Raw genomic sequence first — 16,365 nt, 5'->3', positions numbered from 1 at the left:
CGGCCGGGCGGACGGGCGAAGGGGTGGTGACGGTGGCGGACGCGGAACTCCTCGTCGAGGTGGCCGGGCCGGTGGCGACGGTGGTGATCCACAACCCGGCCCGGCGCAACGCGATGACCACCGGGATGTGGCGGCGGCTGCCGGAGCTGCTCGACGGGCTGGAGGCCGATCCGGCCGTCCGGGTGCTGGTGCTCACCGGTGCCGGCGGCACGTTCTGCGCCGGCGCGGACCTGGGCGACCTGGACGAGCTGCTGGACGCGGGCGACGCCAGCATCGCGGTGGCCGCCGAGGAGCGGCTCGCCGCCTTCGCCAAGCCGACCGTCGCCGCCGTCCGGGGCGCGTGCGTGGGGGGTGGCTGCCAGCTCGCCGTCGCCTGCGACCTGCGGATCGCCGCCGCCGACGCGCGCTTCGGCGTGCCGCCGGCCCGGCTGGGCCTGGTGTATCCGGCGCCGACCACCCGCCGGCTGGCCCGGCTGGTCGGCCCGGCCGCCGCCAAGCACCTGCTCTTCACCGCCGAGCTGATCGACGCCGAGCGGGCGCTGCGGGTGGGCCTGGTCGACGAGGTGCTGCCGGGCGACCGGCTCGCCGCCCGGGTGGACGAGCTCACCGCCGCCGTGGTCGCCCGGTCGCAGCTCAGCGTCGCCGCGGCCAAGGAGATCGTCGACGGGCGGGCGGACGAGGACCGGATCGCCTGGTGGCACGGGCAGGTCCGGGCCAGCGGCGAGGCCCGCGAGGGCGTGGCGGCCTTCCACGAGCGCCGCCCGCCCCGCTTCGGCTGGACGCCGCCCGCCGGGCACTGACCGCCGGGGGCCGGCGGGTGCCGCGCCGAGGGTCGTACCCCCGACGCGGCCCCCCGTTCCCGCCGGCCGGTCCGTCACCGCCCGGCCAGCCCCGCCCAGCTCGGCGCCACCGGCTCGCGCCGCAGCGGCATGCCCGCCTCGGCCGGCGTCCGGTCGCCCTTGCGCTGGTTGCACCCGTAGCAGGCGGCGGTCGTGTTCCGCCAGGTGTTCCGGCCGCCGCGCGAGCGGGGCAGGACGTGGTCGACGGTGTCGGCCGGCCCCCCGCAGTACGCGCAGCAGCGCCCGTCCCGGCGCAGCACCCCGGCGCGGGACCAGGCCGGGCCGGCGCTGAACCGCCACCGGGTCACCACGTAGCGGACGAGGCGCACCACCCGGGGCACCGGGAACACCCCGATCAGCCGGTCCGGCTCGGCCTCGTGGATCTCGGCGACCCGCCGGCAGAGCATCCGGATCGCGTGCTGGACGGTGACCCGGTGCAGCGGGCCGAGGTCGGCGTTGACGACGAGGACGGCGTCCACCGGTGTCTCCCTTCGTGGCGGTGACGATCTGGCTGGGCCGGACAGCGAAAGAGCCGCCCGGTCCGGGTGCGGACGGGCGGCTCGACGTCGTGCGGGCACGCGTCAGTCGGGCCGGCCGCCCCCGGGGTCTTCGGCGCGGTGACCGCCGCCGTTCGCCGGAGGCGTGGGCAGGCACGACGGCACACCGGTGACGTGCGACATCGACATGACCAGCTCCCGCGGCGGTGGTTGACCTTGCGCGCTCACGGTAGGTCGGCGGGGGAGAGAGGGGCAACGGATTTCGATCGAGGCCCCGGCTCGTCGGGGCGGCGCTGCCGGCGGGCCCGGCCGGCGGCCCGCGCGGCGGCCAGCGGCCGGTCGATGCGTACGGCCATCCGCGCGGTCAGCTCGGCCTCCAGCAGCGGCCGGTTGACCTCCCCGGCGACCGTGAGCGCCGGTCCCGAGACGGTGCGCCAGATCGCGGCCAGCCCGGCGCCCAGCCCGAGCAGGGCCACGGCGGCCCGCGTCACCGGCGAACCAGCGGCGGCGAGCGCGCTCACCCCGACGACGGCGAACAGCACCGCGAGCAGCGGTACGAGCACCGGCCAGAAGATCCCCCGGACGGCCTGCACCACCAGCCTCCGGTCCCGGATGATCAGGTTCCGGGCGACGATGGCGTAGTCCTCCTCGTCCAGCAGGTCCCTGGGGTGCAGCCCGCCGGTGAGCACGCCCCGCCACAGCTCGCCCTGATTACGCAGCTCGCGGGCCAGCTCGGGCAGCCCCGCCTCGGTCGGGTCGCCCACGCCCGCCCTGGTCACCGCCGACGCCCACGCCGACAGCGACCGGCGGACCACCGCGGCCGAGTACGGGGGCAGCACGCTGGCCAGCTCGCCCAGCCACCGGCCGATCTCGAACTGCCGGCCGCCGAAGCGGCGGGCCACCTGCCCGGCGTCGCCGTGCCGGACGGCGTCGCCGTACCGGACGGTGTCGGCCAGCGAGCGCCCCAGCCGGTACGCCAGCCCCACCCGTTGGTTGGTGGCCATGGTCCAGCGCAGCAGCTCCACGTTCAGGTCGTCGAGGGCGAGCAGCAGGACGTCGGCGGAACCGTCGGCCACCCGGGCCCGCGCGTCGGTGGTGGGGGGCGCGGGGCCGACGCGCCGGGTCAGCTCGGTGATCTGGGCGAGCGCGACCTCCACCCCGTCCAGGTACATCTGCATGCGCCGCCGCCCCGACATCTCGGTCAGGTTGGACAGCTTCGCCGGTGCGCCCGCGGGCCGGTCGGCCCCGGGGTCGAGCAGGTCGGCGGTCTGCGCGTGGTGGTAGGCGTCCGCCATCCACCAGCCGAGCCGCAGGGCGGTCACGACGCAGGCCCGCTCGTCCCGGATCAGCGGGTACGCGTCGTCCCGCGGCACGTCGGCGACGAGCGGGTCGTCGTCCGTACGCGGCGACATCCCGCTGACCTCCCGAGTCATCCCAGACGGTCAGCGTATGCCAGTTGATCGACCCTTTTGCCCGTTTTGCTCATCCCGGCCCGGCGAGCAGGCCCCGGGGCCGGATCGAGCGGACCGGCTCGGCCGCGCCGCCCTCGGCGCGCAGGATGTGGTTGGCCGCGATGATCCCGGTCGCCGCCGACCGCTCCATCAGGGCGCTCGGGAAGTCCGTCCGGACGCCGTCGCCGGCCAGGTAGAGCCCGTCGGCGTCGGTGCGTACCCCCGGCCGCCAGGCGTGGCTGCCGGGCGTGAACGCCGGCGCCTGCGCCTCCACCCGGGCGCGCAGCTCGCGGACCCGCAGCCGCGCCGCCTCCGGCCAGAGCACGGTCAGCTCGGCCCACATCCGCTCGGCCAGCTCCTCGGCCGGCACACCCGCCTCACAGGCGTACGCGTGCAGCTCCACGACCGAGCCCCCGGTGCGCTCCGCCCAGCGGCGGGACTCGTTCTCCAGCCGGTGGTAGAGGGTCACCGAGTCCAGGGTGGGCTGCCGGGACACCCCGCTGAACACCGCCCGGTCGGCGGAGACGTCCCCGTCGCACCAGAAGCGCGCCACCGCGTACGGCGGGCCGGGCCGGCCGTACGCGGGCATCCGCGCCGCCAGCCGGGGCGCGTGCCCGGCCAGGCCGGGCGAGGCCGCGACCAGCGCGGCGAGGGCGGGCGGGTCGACGGCGAGCACCACGTGCCCGGCCGGGTACGACGTGCCGTCGGCGGTCGTCACCCGCCAGCCGGCGCCGTCGCGGTTCACGGCGGTGGCGGCGGCGTCCGGCACCACCCGGCCGCCGTGCTTCTCCACGTGCCGCGTCAGCGGCTCCCAGATCGCCGTCGCGTAGTCCTCGTCCGGGCAGTCGAAGGCCAGCCCCTCCGGGTTGCCCAGCAGGTAGAAGTGGAACTGGGCGATCATCTCCGCCGCCGACATCTCCGCCTCGTGGTTGAAGAACGAGTGGGAGAAGACCTCGAAGAGCATCGCGCGGGCCCGGTCGGGCAGCCGCAGCGAGGTGAGCAGCGCGTCGGCGGTGGTGTCGTCGAACTCGGCGTAGGTGCGCGCCGGGTCGTAGGTGAGCAGGGGCAGCGCCGCGTCCCGGTCCATCCCGCGCAGGTCCCGCAGGCGCAGGCTGGGGCTGCGCAGCAGCAGCGCCAGCAGGTTCATCGGCGGCGCGGGCGGCAGCCTGCCGAACTCCTCGGTGGGCCACCGCTCGCTCAGGATCGGGTAGCCCGGAACCGGCTTGAGGAAGCCGAGCCCAGGGTCGGCGCGGCGCAGGATCGACCGCCAGTTGTAGTACTGCCGGAAGAACGCGTGGAAGCCGTGCTCGTTCATCTGCCGGGTGCCGTCGGCGAGCGTCTCCGGCCAGGCCCGGAGCCGGCCGCCGAGGGTCGGCGCGGCCTCCAGCACGGTCACCGTCACCCCGCGCTCCGCCAGCACCACCGCCGCCGACATGCCCGCGATCCCGCCGCCGACCACCACCGCCTCGACCGGACCCGGCACGCGGGGGGCGCCACCACCGCCCGGGTCCACCTCGTGCTCGCGTACGCCGATGAGCCGACCGACCACCTTCGACAGCGCCATGTGCACCTTCCCCGCCGGATGGGTCTACAGTCTGCCCGCTGACCCGTCAGGAGGAACCTTCGTCGCCGGGGACACCTGACGCGCCCCGCTCACATGGGCGGCGGCAGGCAGCGGCGCTGCCGGTCCGAGGCGGGCCAGACGTACTCCAGGTCGGGTGGGACGTCGTCGCCGAAGATCGGCCCGTAGTGCGCGGGGTCCTTGCGCAGCAGCGACGAGCGGTGGCTCAGGTGCAGGTCGTCGCGGCCCAGCCAGGGCGGCAGCTCCCCGGCCTCGGCCAGCTCCCGCTGGGTGCGGACCCGGGTCAGGCCGCAGGCGGCGGCGAGGTCGGCGGTCATCGTGCCCGCGCAGGTGTCGGCCCGGCCGGGCTCGCACCAGACCGCGCAGACGTCCAGCCCGTACCGGGTGAGGGCCTCCTCGTACCCGGCCCACATCTTCACCGCCGGGTGGTTGCGCCAGCCGTACGTGGGCCAGGTCAGCCCGCGCAGCACCTGGATGGTCTCCACCCGCTGCTTGCCCAGCCGCTTCTGGTCCAGCGTCCGGGCGCTGGCCAGGAAGTCCGGGTACGGCAGGAACGTCTGCATGCCGGTGCTCTACCCGCCCCCGGAGGGGACATGCCGTGCGACCAGCGTTCATGATCAAGGGGCTGCGCGCGGCGCGACCGGCTGACTACCATGCGGCACATGGCGGAGCCCCTGCTGGATCGTGCGCGGCGTGCCGGCCGGCGGCTCCGGGTCAACGGGGACGCGCGGGCGCACTACGTGGTCTGTGGCCGCGACGCCCTCGCCTACTGGGTGGTGCGGGCGCTGCTCGCCACCGAGCTCCAGGCCGGCCGCGTCCGGATCACCCTCGTCGTGCCCGAGCGGCCGCGCTCGGACGAGCCCGACGGGCGCGACCTCCAGGGCGTCGAGGTGGTACGCGCGGACCGGCTGGACGAGGTCACCTTCCGCCGGGCCGGGCTGGCCGGCGCCGACGGGCTGGCCCTGCTGCACCAGGACGACGTGGGCAACATGCACGCCGCGCTCTGCGCGCAGGAGGTCGAGCCCCGGCTGCGCCTGGTGGTGCGGATGTTCAACACCGGGCTCGCCAACGGGGTGCGGCAGATCTTCCCCGACTCGGCGGTGCTCTCCGACGCCTCCATGGCCGCCCCCGCCTTCGTGGCCGCCGCGCTCGGCGAGGTCGCCCCCACCCACTTTCGGCACGGCGGGCGCACCCTCTACGTGGCCCGCCGCGACGACGTACGCCCGACCGACGTGGTGTGCGGGGTGGCCGACACCCACGACCCGCAGCAGGTCCGGCTGCTGCCCGCCGACGAGCGCGCGGCCGACCTGGTGATCGCCGAGGCGACCGGCGCGCCGCCCGGGACGGAGCTGGCCGCCCGCCGGCTCAGGCGGGCCCGCCGGCGCCGCCGCCCCCTGACGGTGCTGCTGCGCGCGGTGCGCAGCTTCGCCACCCGCAAGATCGGCGTCGCGGTGATCGTGCTGCTGGTGGTGATCGGGGTGCTCGGCTGGCTCAACGGCTACGCCGCGCACCGGGGCTGGGCCGACTCGCTCTATCTCACGCTGGTGACCACGCTGACCGGGCAGGATCCCAACCCGGACAAGCCGGCCGGCGAGCAGATCATGCAGGTGGTGCTCAACCTGGCCGGGCTGGCGCTGATCCCGCTGATCACCGCCGTGGTGGTGGACGGCATCGTCAACGCCCGGCTGGCCCTGCACTCCGGCCGCATCCAGCCCGAGCGCTCCGGGCACGTGGTGGTGGTCGGGCTGGGCAACGTCGGCACCCGGGTGATGGCCCAGCTCTGCGACTTCGGCGTCGAGGTGGTCGCCATCGACAAGGTGCCCGAGCCGCGCGGTGGGGCGCTGGCCCGGCGGCTGGGCGTGCCGCTGATCGTGGGGGACGCCGCGCTGGAGGAGACGCTCCAGTCGGCGTCCGTGGGGGGCTGCCAGGCCCTGGTGGTGGTCTCCACCGACGACGAGACCAACCTCCAGGCGGCGCTCAACGGCCGGGCCGTCAACCCGGAACTCCAGGTGGTGCTGCGACTCTTCGACGGCCACTTCGCCGAACGCATCCAGCAGGCCTTCGGCATCGGCGTCTCGCGCAGCGTGTCGTACCTCGCCGCGCCGTCGTTCGCGGCCGCGCTGCTGGACCGCGCGGTGATCGCCACCATCCCGGTCGGCCGGCACGCGCTGCTGGTCACCGAGGTCTCCGTCGCCGCCGGGTCGGCGCTGGACGGTCGGCCCCTCGCCGCGGTCGGGCGGGCCGAGAGCGTACGCCTGCTGGCGCACGCCCGGGCCGGCCAGCGCCTCGACTGGGCGCCCGATCCGCGCCTGGTGATCGTCGCGGGTGACCGGCTGACGGTGGTGGCCCGCCGGGCCGGCCTGAACGCCCTGCTCCGCGAGGCCGCGCCACCCCCGCCGGAGGACCCGGTCGCGCCCACGCCCCGGCAGCCGGAGGAGTGACCCGTCAGGCCCGGCCGGGGCGCAGGGCGTACCAGAGGGCGCCGACGGCGAGCACGGCGGCGCCGGCGAGCACGCTGGACAGCGGCAGGTTGACCGCGAGCAGCAGGCAGCCGGTCAGCCCCAGCACGGCCAGCGCCCGCACCGGCAGCCGCCGGCCCGGGTCGCGGCCCAGCGTCAGGGCGGCGGCGTTGGTGATCGCGTAGTAGACCAGCACCGTGCAGCTGGAGAAGCCGATCGCGTCGCGGACGTCACCCAGCAGCACGATCAGCACCACCACGGCGGCAACGGCCAGTTCCGCCCGGTGCGGCACCCGGTGCACCGGGTGGACCGTGGCGAGCGCCCCCGGCAGGTCGCGGCGGCGGGCCATCGCCAGCGCGGTCCGGCCCACCCCGGCGAGCAGGGAGAGCAGGACTCCGGTCACCGCCACGGTCGCCCCGGCCCGCACCAGCCACGCCAGCCCGGGCAGCCCGGCGGCCGTCACCACGTCGGCCAGGGGCGCGGCGGATGCGGCCAGCCGGCCGGCCCCGAGCACGCCGACCGCCACCACGGCGAGCACCAGGTAGACCGCCAGCACCACGCCGAGGGCCAGCGGGACCGCCCGGGGGATGGTCCGCTCCGGGTCGCGTACCTCCTCGCCGAGGGTGGCGATCCGGGCGTACCCGGCGAAGGCGAAGAAGAGCAGCCCGGCGGCGGTGAGCACGCCCCGCCCGCCGCCGTCGGGGTCGCCGAGCCGGTCGAGCGAGACGTCGCCGCCGACCGCGCCGGCCACCGCGACCAGGGCCAGCACCGTCAGCACCACGCCGACCAGCACCTTCGTCGCGGTCGCGGTCTTGCCGATGCCGCGCAGGTTCACGGCGGTCACCGCCAGCACCGCGCCGACGGCGACGAGCCGGGCCTGACCCGGCCAGAGGTACGCCCCGATGGTCAGCGCCATCGCCGCGCAGCTCGCCGTCTTGCCGACCACGAAACCCCAGCCGGCCAGGAACCCGGCGAACGGGCCGAGCCGCTCCCGCCCGTACACGTAGGTGCCGCCGGACTCGGGGTAGCGGGCCGCGAGCCGGGCCGAGCTGGTCGCGTTGCAGAAGGCGATGGCGCCGGCCAGCACGAGCGCCGCCAGCAGCCCGGCCCCGCCGGCCGCCGCCGCGGCGGGCGCGAAGACCACGAAGATGCCCGCGCCGAGCATCGACCCCAGGCCGATGACCACCGCGTCCGCTACGCCCAGGCGGCGCGCCAGTTGATCCACGGCGAGACCCTAGGGGGCGGAGATGAACGGATGGTTCCAGCCCCGCAGCGCGCCCGGCAACGGCAGTCCGTCCCAGGGCACCCGGTGCAGCAGCCGGTCGAGGACGAGGCCGAGCATCAGGGCGGCCAGCCCGTCGGTGAGCCAGTGGAAGTTCAGGTAGGTGGTCGTGACCAGCAGGATCGCCGGTGGCGCGAAGCGGACCAGCCGGTACGCGACCGGGGACAGCCGCCCGGCGGTCAGCGCGGCCAGCAGCACGGCGATCACCCCGTACCAGACGATCGCGTTGGCGACGTGCCCCGACGGGTAGGACATCGAGTAGGCCCCCGCCGGCAGCCGGTTGAAGATCTCCACCGCCTCACCGGGCGGCAGGAACGGCTCCTTGACCGTCGCGCTCGGCGCGGCCCGGTCGGTCCACAGCTTGAGCGGCCCGATGGTCAGGTAGGTCAGCACGAACGCGCCCGCCACCAGCAACAGCGGCCGGACGGAGTGCCGGCGCCAGGCCACCGCGAGCGCGAGCGCCCCGGAGACCGGCATCAGCAGCCAACCGCCCTGCCCGAGCAGGTTGAACACCCGGGCGGTCCAGTACAGCGGCGCCGGGTCGTGCGCGAACGCCCACTCGCTGACCGCCAGGTCGAGATCGTGGAGCTGCCCCTCGGCGAGCGCCAAGGTCAGCGCCGCGAAACCGGCGAGCAGCACCGCGTCGAACCACCAGCCGGCCGGCCGGACCGGCCGGAGCTGCGCCTTTCCCCGTACCGCAGTGGTCTCCCGCACCCCGTCACGCTACCGGTCCCGGTCGGTGCCGGACCGGGACGGGCCGGGGCGCCCTGTGTGCCGAGCCACGAAGGGAGGCGCTCGGCGGGGTGGACCCGTCAGACTTGTCCCCGTGCGGATCACCTCGGCCCTCGTGGACCCGGCGCTGCTCGACCTCCCCTGGTCGACCCCGCTGGAGGAGTGGCCTGCGCAACACCTGGTGGCGTTGCCCCAGGGCATCTCCCGGCACATCGTCCGCTTCGTCCGGCTGGGTGAGTACGTCTACGCGTTCAAGGAGACCCGCGAGCGGATCGCGGAGCGGGAGTACGACCTGCTCCGCGCCCTGGAGCGGATCGACTTCCCGTCGGTCGAGGCGGTGGCGATCGTCGCCGACCGGCAGACCGACGACGGGGAACCCCTCGAGTCGGTGCTGATCACCCGGCACCTGCAGTTCTCGCTGCCCTACCGGGCGCTCTTCTCGCACACCCTGCGACCGGAGACGATGGGCCGGCTGCTCGACGCGCTGGCCGCCCTGATCGTCCGGATGCACCTCACGGGCTTCTTCTGGGGCGACTGCTCGCTGTCGAACACGCTGTTCCGGCGGGACGCCGGGGCGTTCGCCGCCTACCTGGTGGACGCCGAGACCGGGGCGCTGCACCACGCCCTCTCCAACGGCCAGCGCGGCGAGGACCTGGAGATCGCCCGGGTCAACATCTTCGGCGAGGCGCTCGACCTGCAGGCCGCCGGGCTGCTGCACGAGTCGATCGACCCGGAGGTGGTCTGCGAGGAGGTCGTCCAGCGCTACGAGCGGCTGTGGCACGAGATCACCTACGAGCAGCAGGTCGAGCGGGAGGCCCGGCACGACATCGAGGGGCGGATCCGCCGCCTCAACGAGCTGGGCTTCGACGTCGCCGAGGTGGCCATGTCCACGATGGACAACGGGCGGTACCTGATCCGGCCGAAGGTGGTCGACGCCGGCTACCACACCCGGCGGCTGCTCCGCCTGACCGGCCTGGACGCCGAGGAGAACCAGGCCCGCCGGTTGCTGAACGACCTCGACGCCTACCGGGCCGAGAGCTACCTGACCGACGAGCAGCAGGCCGCGCACCGCTGGCTGACCGAGGTCTTCGAGCCGGTGGTCCGGGCCGTGCCCGCGCACCTGCGCCGCAAGCTGGAGCCGCAGGAACTCTTCGCGCAGATCATCGAGCACAAGTGGCTGCTCTCCGAGCGGGCCGGCCGGGACGTCGGGATGGCCCCGGCCGTGCAGTCGTTCCTCTCCGACGTGCTGGTGCACCGCCCGGACGAGCAGGCGGTGCTCGGCGTCGAGGTCCCCACCGCCTGACGCCCCTCCCGGGCCGGAGCACGGGCCGGCGCTCATCCTCGGCGGTCACTCCACCCAGGAGCCGCCGCGCATCACCCGGACCACGTTGAGGTCGTCGTCGAGCACCACCAGGTCGGCCCGGAGCCCGACCTGGATTGCGCCCAGCTGGTCGCCGAGGCCGATCGCGCGGGCCGGCGTGGTGGACGCCATCCGGACGGCGTCCGCGATCGGGATCCCGGCGGCCACCGCGTGCCGCAGCGCGGCGTCCATGGTCAGGGTGCTGCCCGCGATCGCGCCGTCGCGGGCCAGCCGGGCGACGCCGTCCGCCACCGTGACCGCCTGGCCGCCCAGGTCGTACTCGCCGTCGGGCATGCCGGCGGCGGCCATCGCGTCGGTGATCAGGGCGGCCCGCTCGGGGCCCGCCGTCGACGTGGCGAAGGCCAGCATCCCGTCGTGCAGGTGCACGCCGTCGGCGACCAGCTCGCAGACCACGTTCGGCGCGTCCAGCAGGGCCACCACCGGGCCGGGCTCGCGGTGGTGCACCGGCCGCATCCCGTTGAACAGGTGGGTGCCGACGCTCGCGCCCGCCGCGACGGCGGCGCGGGTCTCGTCGAATGTGGCGTCGGTGTGGCCGACCGCCGCGACCACCCGGTGCGCGGTGAGCAGCTTGATCGCCTCCAGCGCGCCGTCCCGCTCAGGGGCGAGGGTGACCATCCGGACCGCCCCGCCGCCCAGCTCGATCAGCTCGGCCAACTCGTCCGTGGACGGGGCGCGGAGGTACTCGGGGTTCTGCGCGCCGCAGCGGGCGGAGGAGAGGTACGGCCCCTCGAAGTGGATCCCGGCCAGCACCCCCTCGGCGACCAGCGGGGCGAACGCCCCGGTGGCCGCGCGCATGAGCGCGAACGGCGAGCTGACGAGGCTGGCCAGCAGGGTGGTGGTGCCGTGCCGCAGGTGGAAGTCGGCGGCCTGCCGGGCCTGCCCGGCGTCGCCCGTGGTGAAGGTGTGTCCGCCGCCGCCGTGCGTGTGCATGTCGACGAAGCCGGGCACGATCCAGTGCCCGTCGCGGACGGACGGGTACTCGGCCACCGCCCTGATCCGACCCTCGTCCAGCTCCACGCAGCCCTGCCGGATCACGCCGGTCGGGGTCACCACCTTGCCGTTCACCCGGTGGGCCATCACTTCTCCAGACTGTCGAGGGCGAGCAGGGCGGCGCCGAGGCAGCCGGCCTCGTCGCCGAGGGCCGCCGCGACCAGGCGCGGCTCCCGGTGGAACGTCATCCGCTCGTGCAGCGCGGCCCGGAGCGGGTCGAGCAGCCGCGCGCCGGCCCGCGCCAGACCGCCGCCGAGCACGACGGTCTCCACGTCGTAGAGGGCCTGGCCGGTGGCGAGGCCGTCGGCGAGCGCCTCGACGGCCTCCCGCCAGACGTCCGTTGCCAGCGGCTCGCCGGCCGCGGCCCGGTCCGCGACCTCGGCGGCGGTCGCCGGCACACCCGCCAGCGCCGAGTAGCGCCGCCCGATCGCGGCGGCGGAGGACACCGCCTCCAGGCAGCCGGGACGGCCGCAGCCGCAGGGCGGTCCGCCGGGGCGTACCTGGATGTGGCCGATCTCGCCTGCGGCGCCGTGCGCCCCGGTCGCGGCCCTGCCGTCGACCACGTGGGCGGCGGCGATCCCGGTGCCGATCGCGACGAAGAGGACGTGCCCGGCGTCGCGGCCCGCGCCGAGTCGGGCCTCGGCCAGGCCGCCGGCGCGCACGTCGTGGCCGAGCGCCGTGGGCAGTCCGAGCCGTTGGTGGGCGAGGTCCCGCAGCGGTACGTCCCGGAAGCCCACGTTCGCCGACCAGACGGCGGTCCCGCGCGCCTCGTCGACGACCCCGGGCACCGCGATGCCGACCGCGACCGGGTCGAGCCCGTCGGCGCGGGCCTTGCCGGCCAGCCCTTCGGCGATGCCCAGGACGGTGTCCACCACGGCGTCCGGGCCGCGCCCGGCGTCGGTCGGGTGCCGCTCGGCGTGCAGCACGGCCCCGTCCGCCCGGACGAGGGCGCACTTCATCCCGGTACCGCCGACGTCCAGTGCGACGACGACGTCGGCCGACCTCACGCGAGTACCACGGAACGGGTCAGGTGCCGGGGCGCGTCGGGGTCGAGGCCCCGGCTGGTGGCGAGCGCCACGGCGAACCGCTGCGCCAGGATCAGGTCGGCCATCGGGTCGACCGGCGTACGGCCGGCTGCCCAGCTGCCCAGCACCGTGCGGCAGCCGTGGGTGCGGCTGTGCACGAACGCCGCCCCCGTCGCCGCCACGTCCTCCGGCAGCCCGTCGGGCACCTCGCCGAACGCCCAGACCAGCCGGCCGGGCGCGGCGATCGAGATCGGGCCGTGCCGGTAGTCCATCGCCGGGTACGCCTCGGCCCAGAAGGTGGCCGCCTCGCGGCACTTCAGGGCCGCCTCCTGGGCCAGCCCGACCGTCCAGCCGCGACCGAGGAAGGTGGCCTGCTCGATCCGGGTCGGGTCGATCGGCAGCGGGGCGCGCACGGCCACCTCCGCGTCGGCGGCCAGCGCGTCGATGTTGTCGCCGAGGTGGGCGCGGAGCAGGGCCAGCGCGGTGGTCGCGAAGCGGGTCTGCACCACCGAGCGCTCGTCGGCGAAGGGCATGGTCACCGCCGCGTCGGCCAGCGCCACGGCGGGGGAGTCCGGGTCGCCGACCAGGACGGTGGTCGGCACCCGCCCGCGCAGGGCGGCGACCAGCTCGGTGACCTCGGTGGTCGTGCCGGAACGGGTGATCGCGACGAGCCGGTCGTAGCGCCGGCCGGCGGGGAACTCGGAGGCCTGGAAGGCGTCGGTCTCGCCCTGCCCGAGGTGCTCGCGGCGGGCCGCGTACGCCATCGCCATGAACCACGACGTGCCGCAACCCACGACGGCGACCCGCTCGCCGGGACGGGGCAGGTGGTCGGCCACGGTGGCGGCGAGTCGCGCCGCCTCCCGCCAGCAGTCGGGCTGGCTCGCGATCTCGGCGTCGACGTACGACATGAGAACTCCTACGCAGGGGAGCGGTGCGCAATACGGCTCGTTAGGGCCGCCTTTCGCGCGTTATTCTGCGCGAAAGCGGCTGGCTGTGGCAACCGACCCCGGCATCGCGCAAGCCAGGGTTTTGCGCCCGTGTAGTTTCGCGCACTACTGTGCACGCAATCAATCACCGACCGCGCAGTAACTGGAGGGCTTGGGTGGACCGGTACGCCAGATGGAACGCCCTGCTCGAAATGCTGACCGACAACGGCCGGGTCAGCGTCGAGGAGGCCGCCGAGCGGCTGGACGTCTCCCAGGCCACCATCCGGCGCGACTTCGACCAGCTCGCCCAGCAGCAGATGATCACCCGGACCCGGGGCGGCGCGGTCGCCAACGGCGTCTCGTACGACCTGCCGCTGCGCTACAAGACCGCCAAGCACTCGGCGGAGAAGCAGCGGATCGGCGCCGCCGCCGCGGCGCTGGTCTCGCCGGGCACCGTGGTGGGCCTCAACGGCGGCACGACCAGCACGGAGGTGGCCCGGGCCCTCGCCGTCCGGCCCGACCTGAACACCAGCGCCGAGGGCGCCCAGCTCACCGTGGTCACCAACGCGCTGAACATCGCCAACGAGCTGCTGGTCCGTTCCCGGATGAAGGTCGTGGTGGCCGGCGGCGTGGTCCGTCCGAAGTCGTTCGAGCTGGTCGGCCCGCTGGGCGGGGCGCTGCTGCGCGAGGTCACCCTGGACGTCGCCCTGCTCGGCGTGGACGCGATCGACCCGCAGCTCGGCGCCGCCGCCCACCACGAGGGCGAGGCCGCGATGAACAACCTGATGGTGGCCCGGGCCAAGCGGGTCGTGATCATCGCCGACTCGTCCAAGCTGGGCGGTCACGCCTTCGCCCGGATCTGCCCGGTGGACCGGGTGGAGACGCTGGTCACCGACTCCGGGGCCAACCCGGAGGTGGTGGAGGCGTTCCGCGCCGCCGGGGTCACCGTCGTCTGCGCCTGAGGTGAGGGGAGGGGCCCCGTCCTGACGCCTGGCGCGCGGGACGGGGCCTTTCCTTCATCCGATCGGCGCGTCGGATGCATACCGGGTATTGCGGGCGGCTGCATACCGCGTATGGTGTCGCGTGTCATACGCCCATCGGGGGAGGTGCAGCTTGCCAGCTGTCCTGGAGATCGAAGGTCTCCGCAAGACGTACAAGAGCCGTCGGCGCGGCACCCGCAACGCGCTCGACGGTTTCGACATGCGGGTCGAAGAGGGGCAGGTGCACGGCTTCCTCGGCCCCAACGGGTCGGGCAAGACCACCACGCTGCGTACGCTGCTCGGGCTGATCCGGCCTGACGGCGGCCGGATGGAGGTCCTCGGGCACGAGGTACCCGCCGCGTTGCCCGCCGTCGCCGGACAGGTCGGCGCGATCGTGGAGAGCCCGCAGTTCTTCCCGCACTTCACCGCGCGGGACACCCTGTCCCTGCTCGCCGGCGCGGGCGACGTGCCGCAACACCGGGTCGACGAGGTGCTGGAGCTGGTCGGACTGCGCGACCGTGCCGGCGAGCGGGTCAAGACCTACTCGCTCGGCATGAAGCAGCGCCTCGCCGTCGCCTCGGCCCTGCTGAAGAACCCGAAGCTGCTGATCCTCGACGAGCCGGCCAACGGCCTCGACCCGGGCGGCATCCGGGAGATGCGCACCCTGACGCGCAGCCTCGCCGAGTCGGGGATGACCGTGGTGCTCTCCAGCCACATCCTCGGCGAGATCCAGCTGATCTGCGACTCGGTCACCATCATCTCGCTGGGCCGGCGGGTGGCCTTCGGGGCGGTCGAGCAGGTGCTCGCCCAGCACTCCTCGGGGGCGGTCCGGGTGCGACTGGAGGCGGTCACCGACCTGCCGGTCGCCGCCGATGCGCTCAGCCGCGCCGGGATCCGGGTGACGGGTCAGGCCGACCACCTGATGCTCGCCGGCGTCGACAAGCCGGCCACCGTGACCCGGCTCCTCGCCGAGCAGGGCCTCTACGTCAGCGAACTCGCCCCGGTCGCCGTCGACCTGGAGAGCGTCTTCCTCGAACTGACCGCCACCGCGCCGGTACCCGGCCAGCACCGGCAGGTCGACCAGTCCACGAAGGTCGGTGGCGCGGGGCAGCCCGGCGCCGCCGGAGGAGGGTGGGGCGCGTGAGCCTCTACCGTACGGAGCTGCGCCGGCTCGCCAAGCGGCGCTTCACCCGCTGGATGAGCCTGCTGGGCCTGCTGGTGCTCGCGTTGGTGGTGATCGGGGTCTTCGTCACCAACGAGAAGATCGACGCCGCCGCGCTGGCGAAGGCCGAGCGCGCCGCCGAGCAGCAGTGGCAGCAGGACGTCCGCCACAACGAGCGGTACCGCGCGGAGTGCGACAAGGCGAAGGCCGCCGGAACGGGCCAGACCGACGGCTTCCCGGAGGACTGCGCGTCCATCCAGCCGCCGCCTCGGGATGCGATCCAGGCGGAGTGGTTCCTGCCCTCCACCTTCGACTTCCGGGAGAACTTCGGTTTCACGCTGCTGCCGCTCGCGGCGATCCTGGCGCTGGTCGGGTTCGTCGTCGGCGCCTCCTTCGTGGGGGCCGAGTGGAACACCGGCGGCATGATGAACCTGCTGCTGTGGCGGCCCAAGCGGCTGACCGTACTGCTGACGAAGCTGGCGGCGCTGCTCACCGGGCTGGTCGCCTTGGCGGTGCCCACGACGCTGCTCTGGTTCGGCAGCTTCTGGCTGGTCGCCGTCTTCCGCGGCAGCACGGCGAAGATGACCTCCGGGGTGTGGCAGTCCTTCGCCCTGACCGGGCTGCGCGGGCTGGTGCTCGCCCTGGTCACCGCGACCATCGGCTTCGCGCTCGCCTCGCTGGGGCGGCACACCGCGATGGCCCTGGGCGGGGTGATCGCCCTGATGGTCGTCGGCCAGTTCGGCCTCGGCATCCTGCTGGCGATGGCCGGCGTGCGCTTCGCCGAGGCGTGGCTGCTGCCCACCTACGCCACGGCGTGGATGCAGAAGAAGGTGACCCTGGAGGACTGGGACACCTGCCAGGCCACCTACTTCGGCGAGTGCAAACCGGACACGATGGACATCACCTGGCAGCAGTCCTCGGTGCTGATGGCGGTCGGGTTCGTGGTGATCCTCGGCGCGGCCCTCTGGGCGATGCGCCGGCGGGACATCTCCTGACCCCGGGCGGTGCGACCGGCGGCTCTCCCCGGCCCCCGGTCGCACCGCCGATCGGCCGGCGCGA

15 protein-coding genes are annotated in these 16,365 nt (G+C 74.9%); 6 read left to right on the top strand and 9 right to left on the bottom strand.

Annotation, left to right across the window (positions count from 1 at the left end):
- Positions 1-26 precede the first annotated feature (26 nt).
- Entirely contained in the window at positions 27-800 is a 774-nt protein-coding gene (locus ACSNN9_RS03545; protein ID WP_436671182.1) for an enoyl-CoA hydratase/isomerase family protein, read from the top strand.
- A gap of 74 nt (positions 801-874) precedes the next feature.
- Here the strand turns inward: ACSNN9_RS03545 and ACSNN9_RS03540 are convergent, their stop codons facing one another.
- The 4 genes from ACSNN9_RS03540 to ACSNN9_RS03525 all read right to left on the bottom strand — a co-directional run bounded on the left by ACSNN9_RS03540 (position 875) and on the right by ACSNN9_RS03525 (position 4,932).
- Positions 875-1,318, bottom strand: coding sequence for an HNH endonuclease (locus ACSNN9_RS03540; protein WP_436671181.1), 444 nt, complete (start codon positions 1,316-1,318; stop codon positions 875-877).
- 242 nt (positions 1,319-1,560) lie between these two features.
- Positions 1,561-2,748: a hypothetical protein gene (locus ACSNN9_RS03535; RefSeq protein WP_436671180.1), complete on the bottom strand. Its 1,188-nt coding sequence runs from the start codon at positions 2,746-2,748 to the stop codon at positions 1,561-1,563.
- A 70-nt stretch (positions 2,749-2,818) separates the two neighbouring features.
- Entirely contained in the window at positions 2,819-4,351 is a 1,533-nt protein-coding gene (locus ACSNN9_RS03530) for a hydroxysqualene dehydroxylase (protein WP_436671179.1), read from the bottom strand.
- An 89-nt stretch (positions 4,352-4,440) separates the two neighbouring features.
- Positions 4,441-4,932, bottom strand: a complete 492-nt coding sequence (locus ACSNN9_RS03525) for an MSMEG_6728 family protein (RefSeq protein WP_436671178.1) — start codon at positions 4,930-4,932, stop codon at positions 4,441-4,443.
- Between the two features lie 99 nt (positions 4,933-5,031).
- On the opposite strand from ACSNN9_RS03525, the gene ACSNN9_RS03520 reads away from it, so the two are divergent.
- Positions 5,032-6,810, top strand: coding sequence for an NAD-binding protein (locus tag ACSNN9_RS03520; protein WP_436671177.1), 1,779 nt, complete (start codon positions 5,032-5,034; stop codon positions 6,808-6,810).
- Between the two features lie 4 nt (positions 6,811-6,814).
- Here the strand turns inward: ACSNN9_RS03520 and ACSNN9_RS03515 are convergent, their stop codons facing one another.
- Together ACSNN9_RS03515 and ACSNN9_RS03510 are read right to left on the bottom strand one after the other, a co-directional pair.
- Positions 6,815-8,053 (bottom strand): APC family permease, encoded by a 1,239-nt coding sequence (locus tag ACSNN9_RS03515; protein WP_436671176.1) that lies wholly within the window; start codon positions 8,051-8,053, stop codon positions 6,815-6,817.
- Positions 8,054-8,062: 9 nt separating this feature from the next.
- Entirely contained in the window at positions 8,063-8,824 is a 762-nt protein-coding gene (locus ACSNN9_RS03510) for a phosphatase PAP2 family protein (protein WP_436671175.1), read from the bottom strand.
- A 112-nt stretch (positions 8,825-8,936) separates the two neighbouring features.
- Between ACSNN9_RS03510 and ACSNN9_RS03505 the strand changes: the two genes are divergently transcribed.
- The gene (locus ACSNN9_RS03505; RefSeq protein WP_436671174.1) at positions 8,937-10,145 is read left to right on the top strand and encodes a DUF4032 domain-containing protein; all 1,209 of its coding nucleotides are present in this window, start codon (positions 8,937-8,939) and stop codon (positions 10,143-10,145) included.
- A gap of 45 nt (positions 10,146-10,190) precedes the next feature.
- On the opposite strand, the gene nagA is transcribed toward ACSNN9_RS03505, so the two are convergent.
- From nagA to ACSNN9_RS03490, 3 genes are read right to left on the bottom strand one after another with little or no spacing between them, the layout of a single operon-like run.
- Positions 10,191-11,300, bottom strand: a complete 1,110-nt coding sequence (nagA, locus tag ACSNN9_RS03500; RefSeq protein ID WP_436671173.1) for an N-acetylglucosamine-6-phosphate deacetylase — start codon at positions 11,298-11,300, stop codon at positions 10,191-10,193.
- Positions 11,300-12,220: an ROK family protein gene (locus tag ACSNN9_RS03495; RefSeq protein ID WP_436671172.1), complete on the bottom strand. Its 921-nt coding sequence runs from the start codon at positions 12,218-12,220 to the stop codon at positions 11,300-11,302. The genes nagA and ACSNN9_RS03495 overlap by 1 nt, the downstream gene beginning before the upstream one ends.
- Positions 12,217-13,146 (bottom strand): SIS domain-containing protein, encoded by a 930-nt coding sequence (locus ACSNN9_RS03490; protein ID WP_436671171.1) that lies wholly within the window; start codon positions 13,144-13,146, stop codon positions 12,217-12,219. Before ACSNN9_RS03490 ends, ACSNN9_RS03495 begins: the two co-directional genes overlap by 4 nt.
- Positions 13,147-13,340: 194 nt before the next feature.
- On the opposite strand from ACSNN9_RS03490, the gene ACSNN9_RS03485 reads away from it, so the two are divergent.
- From ACSNN9_RS03485 to ACSNN9_RS03475, 3 genes are all read left to right on the top strand, one after another.
- On the top strand, positions 13,341-14,126 hold the full coding sequence (locus ACSNN9_RS03485; protein ID WP_088998118.1) for a DeoR/GlpR family DNA-binding transcription regulator: 786 nt from the start codon (positions 13,341-13,343) through the stop codon (positions 14,124-14,126).
- Between the two features lie 151 nt (positions 14,127-14,277).
- Positions 14,278-15,288, top strand: a complete 1,011-nt coding sequence (locus tag ACSNN9_RS03480) for an ATP-binding cassette domain-containing protein (RefSeq protein ID WP_436671170.1) — start codon at positions 14,278-14,280, stop codon at positions 15,286-15,288.
- The gene (locus ACSNN9_RS03475; RefSeq protein WP_436671169.1) at positions 15,285-16,301 is read left to right on the top strand and encodes an ABC transporter permease subunit; all 1,017 of its coding nucleotides are present in this window, start codon (positions 15,285-15,287) and stop codon (positions 16,299-16,301) included. Before ACSNN9_RS03480 ends, ACSNN9_RS03475 begins: the two co-directional genes overlap by 4 nt.
- Positions 16,302-16,365: the final 64 nt, after the last annotated feature.

Origin of the sequence: Micromonospora sp. URMC 107 (assembly GCF_051386315.1) — a bacterium.
Classification (GTDB): Bacteria; Actinomycetota; Actinomycetes; order Mycobacteriales; family Micromonosporaceae; genus Micromonospora.
This window is presented reverse-complemented; position numbering and strand designations above follow the sequence as displayed.

What these genes read in the sequence shown, in the direction of transcription:
- nagA (WP_436671173.1), bottom strand. Translation starts at nt 11,300, where the DNA reads ATGGCCCACCGGGTGAACGGCAAGGTGGTGACCCCGACCGGCGTGATC.
- ACSNN9_RS03490 (WP_436671171.1), bottom strand. Translation starts at nt 13,146, where the DNA reads ATGTCGTACGTCGACGCCGAGATCGCGAGCCAGCCCGACTGCTGGCGG.
- ACSNN9_RS03525 (WP_436671178.1), bottom strand. Translation starts at nt 4,932, where the DNA reads ATGCAGACGTTCCTGCCGTACCCGGACTTCCTGGCCAGCGCCCGGACG.
- ACSNN9_RS03530 (WP_436671179.1), bottom strand. Translation starts at nt 4,351, where the DNA reads ATGGCGCTGTCGAAGGTGGTCGGTCGGCTCATCGGCGTACGCGAGCAC.
- ACSNN9_RS03535 (WP_436671180.1), bottom strand. Translation starts at nt 2,748, where the DNA reads ATGTCGCCGCGTACGGACGACGACCCGCTCGTCGCCGACGTGCCGCGG.
- ACSNN9_RS03520 (WP_436671177.1), top strand. Translation starts at nt 5,032, where the DNA reads ATGGCGGAGCCCCTGCTGGATCGTGCGCGGCGTGCCGGCCGGCGGCTC.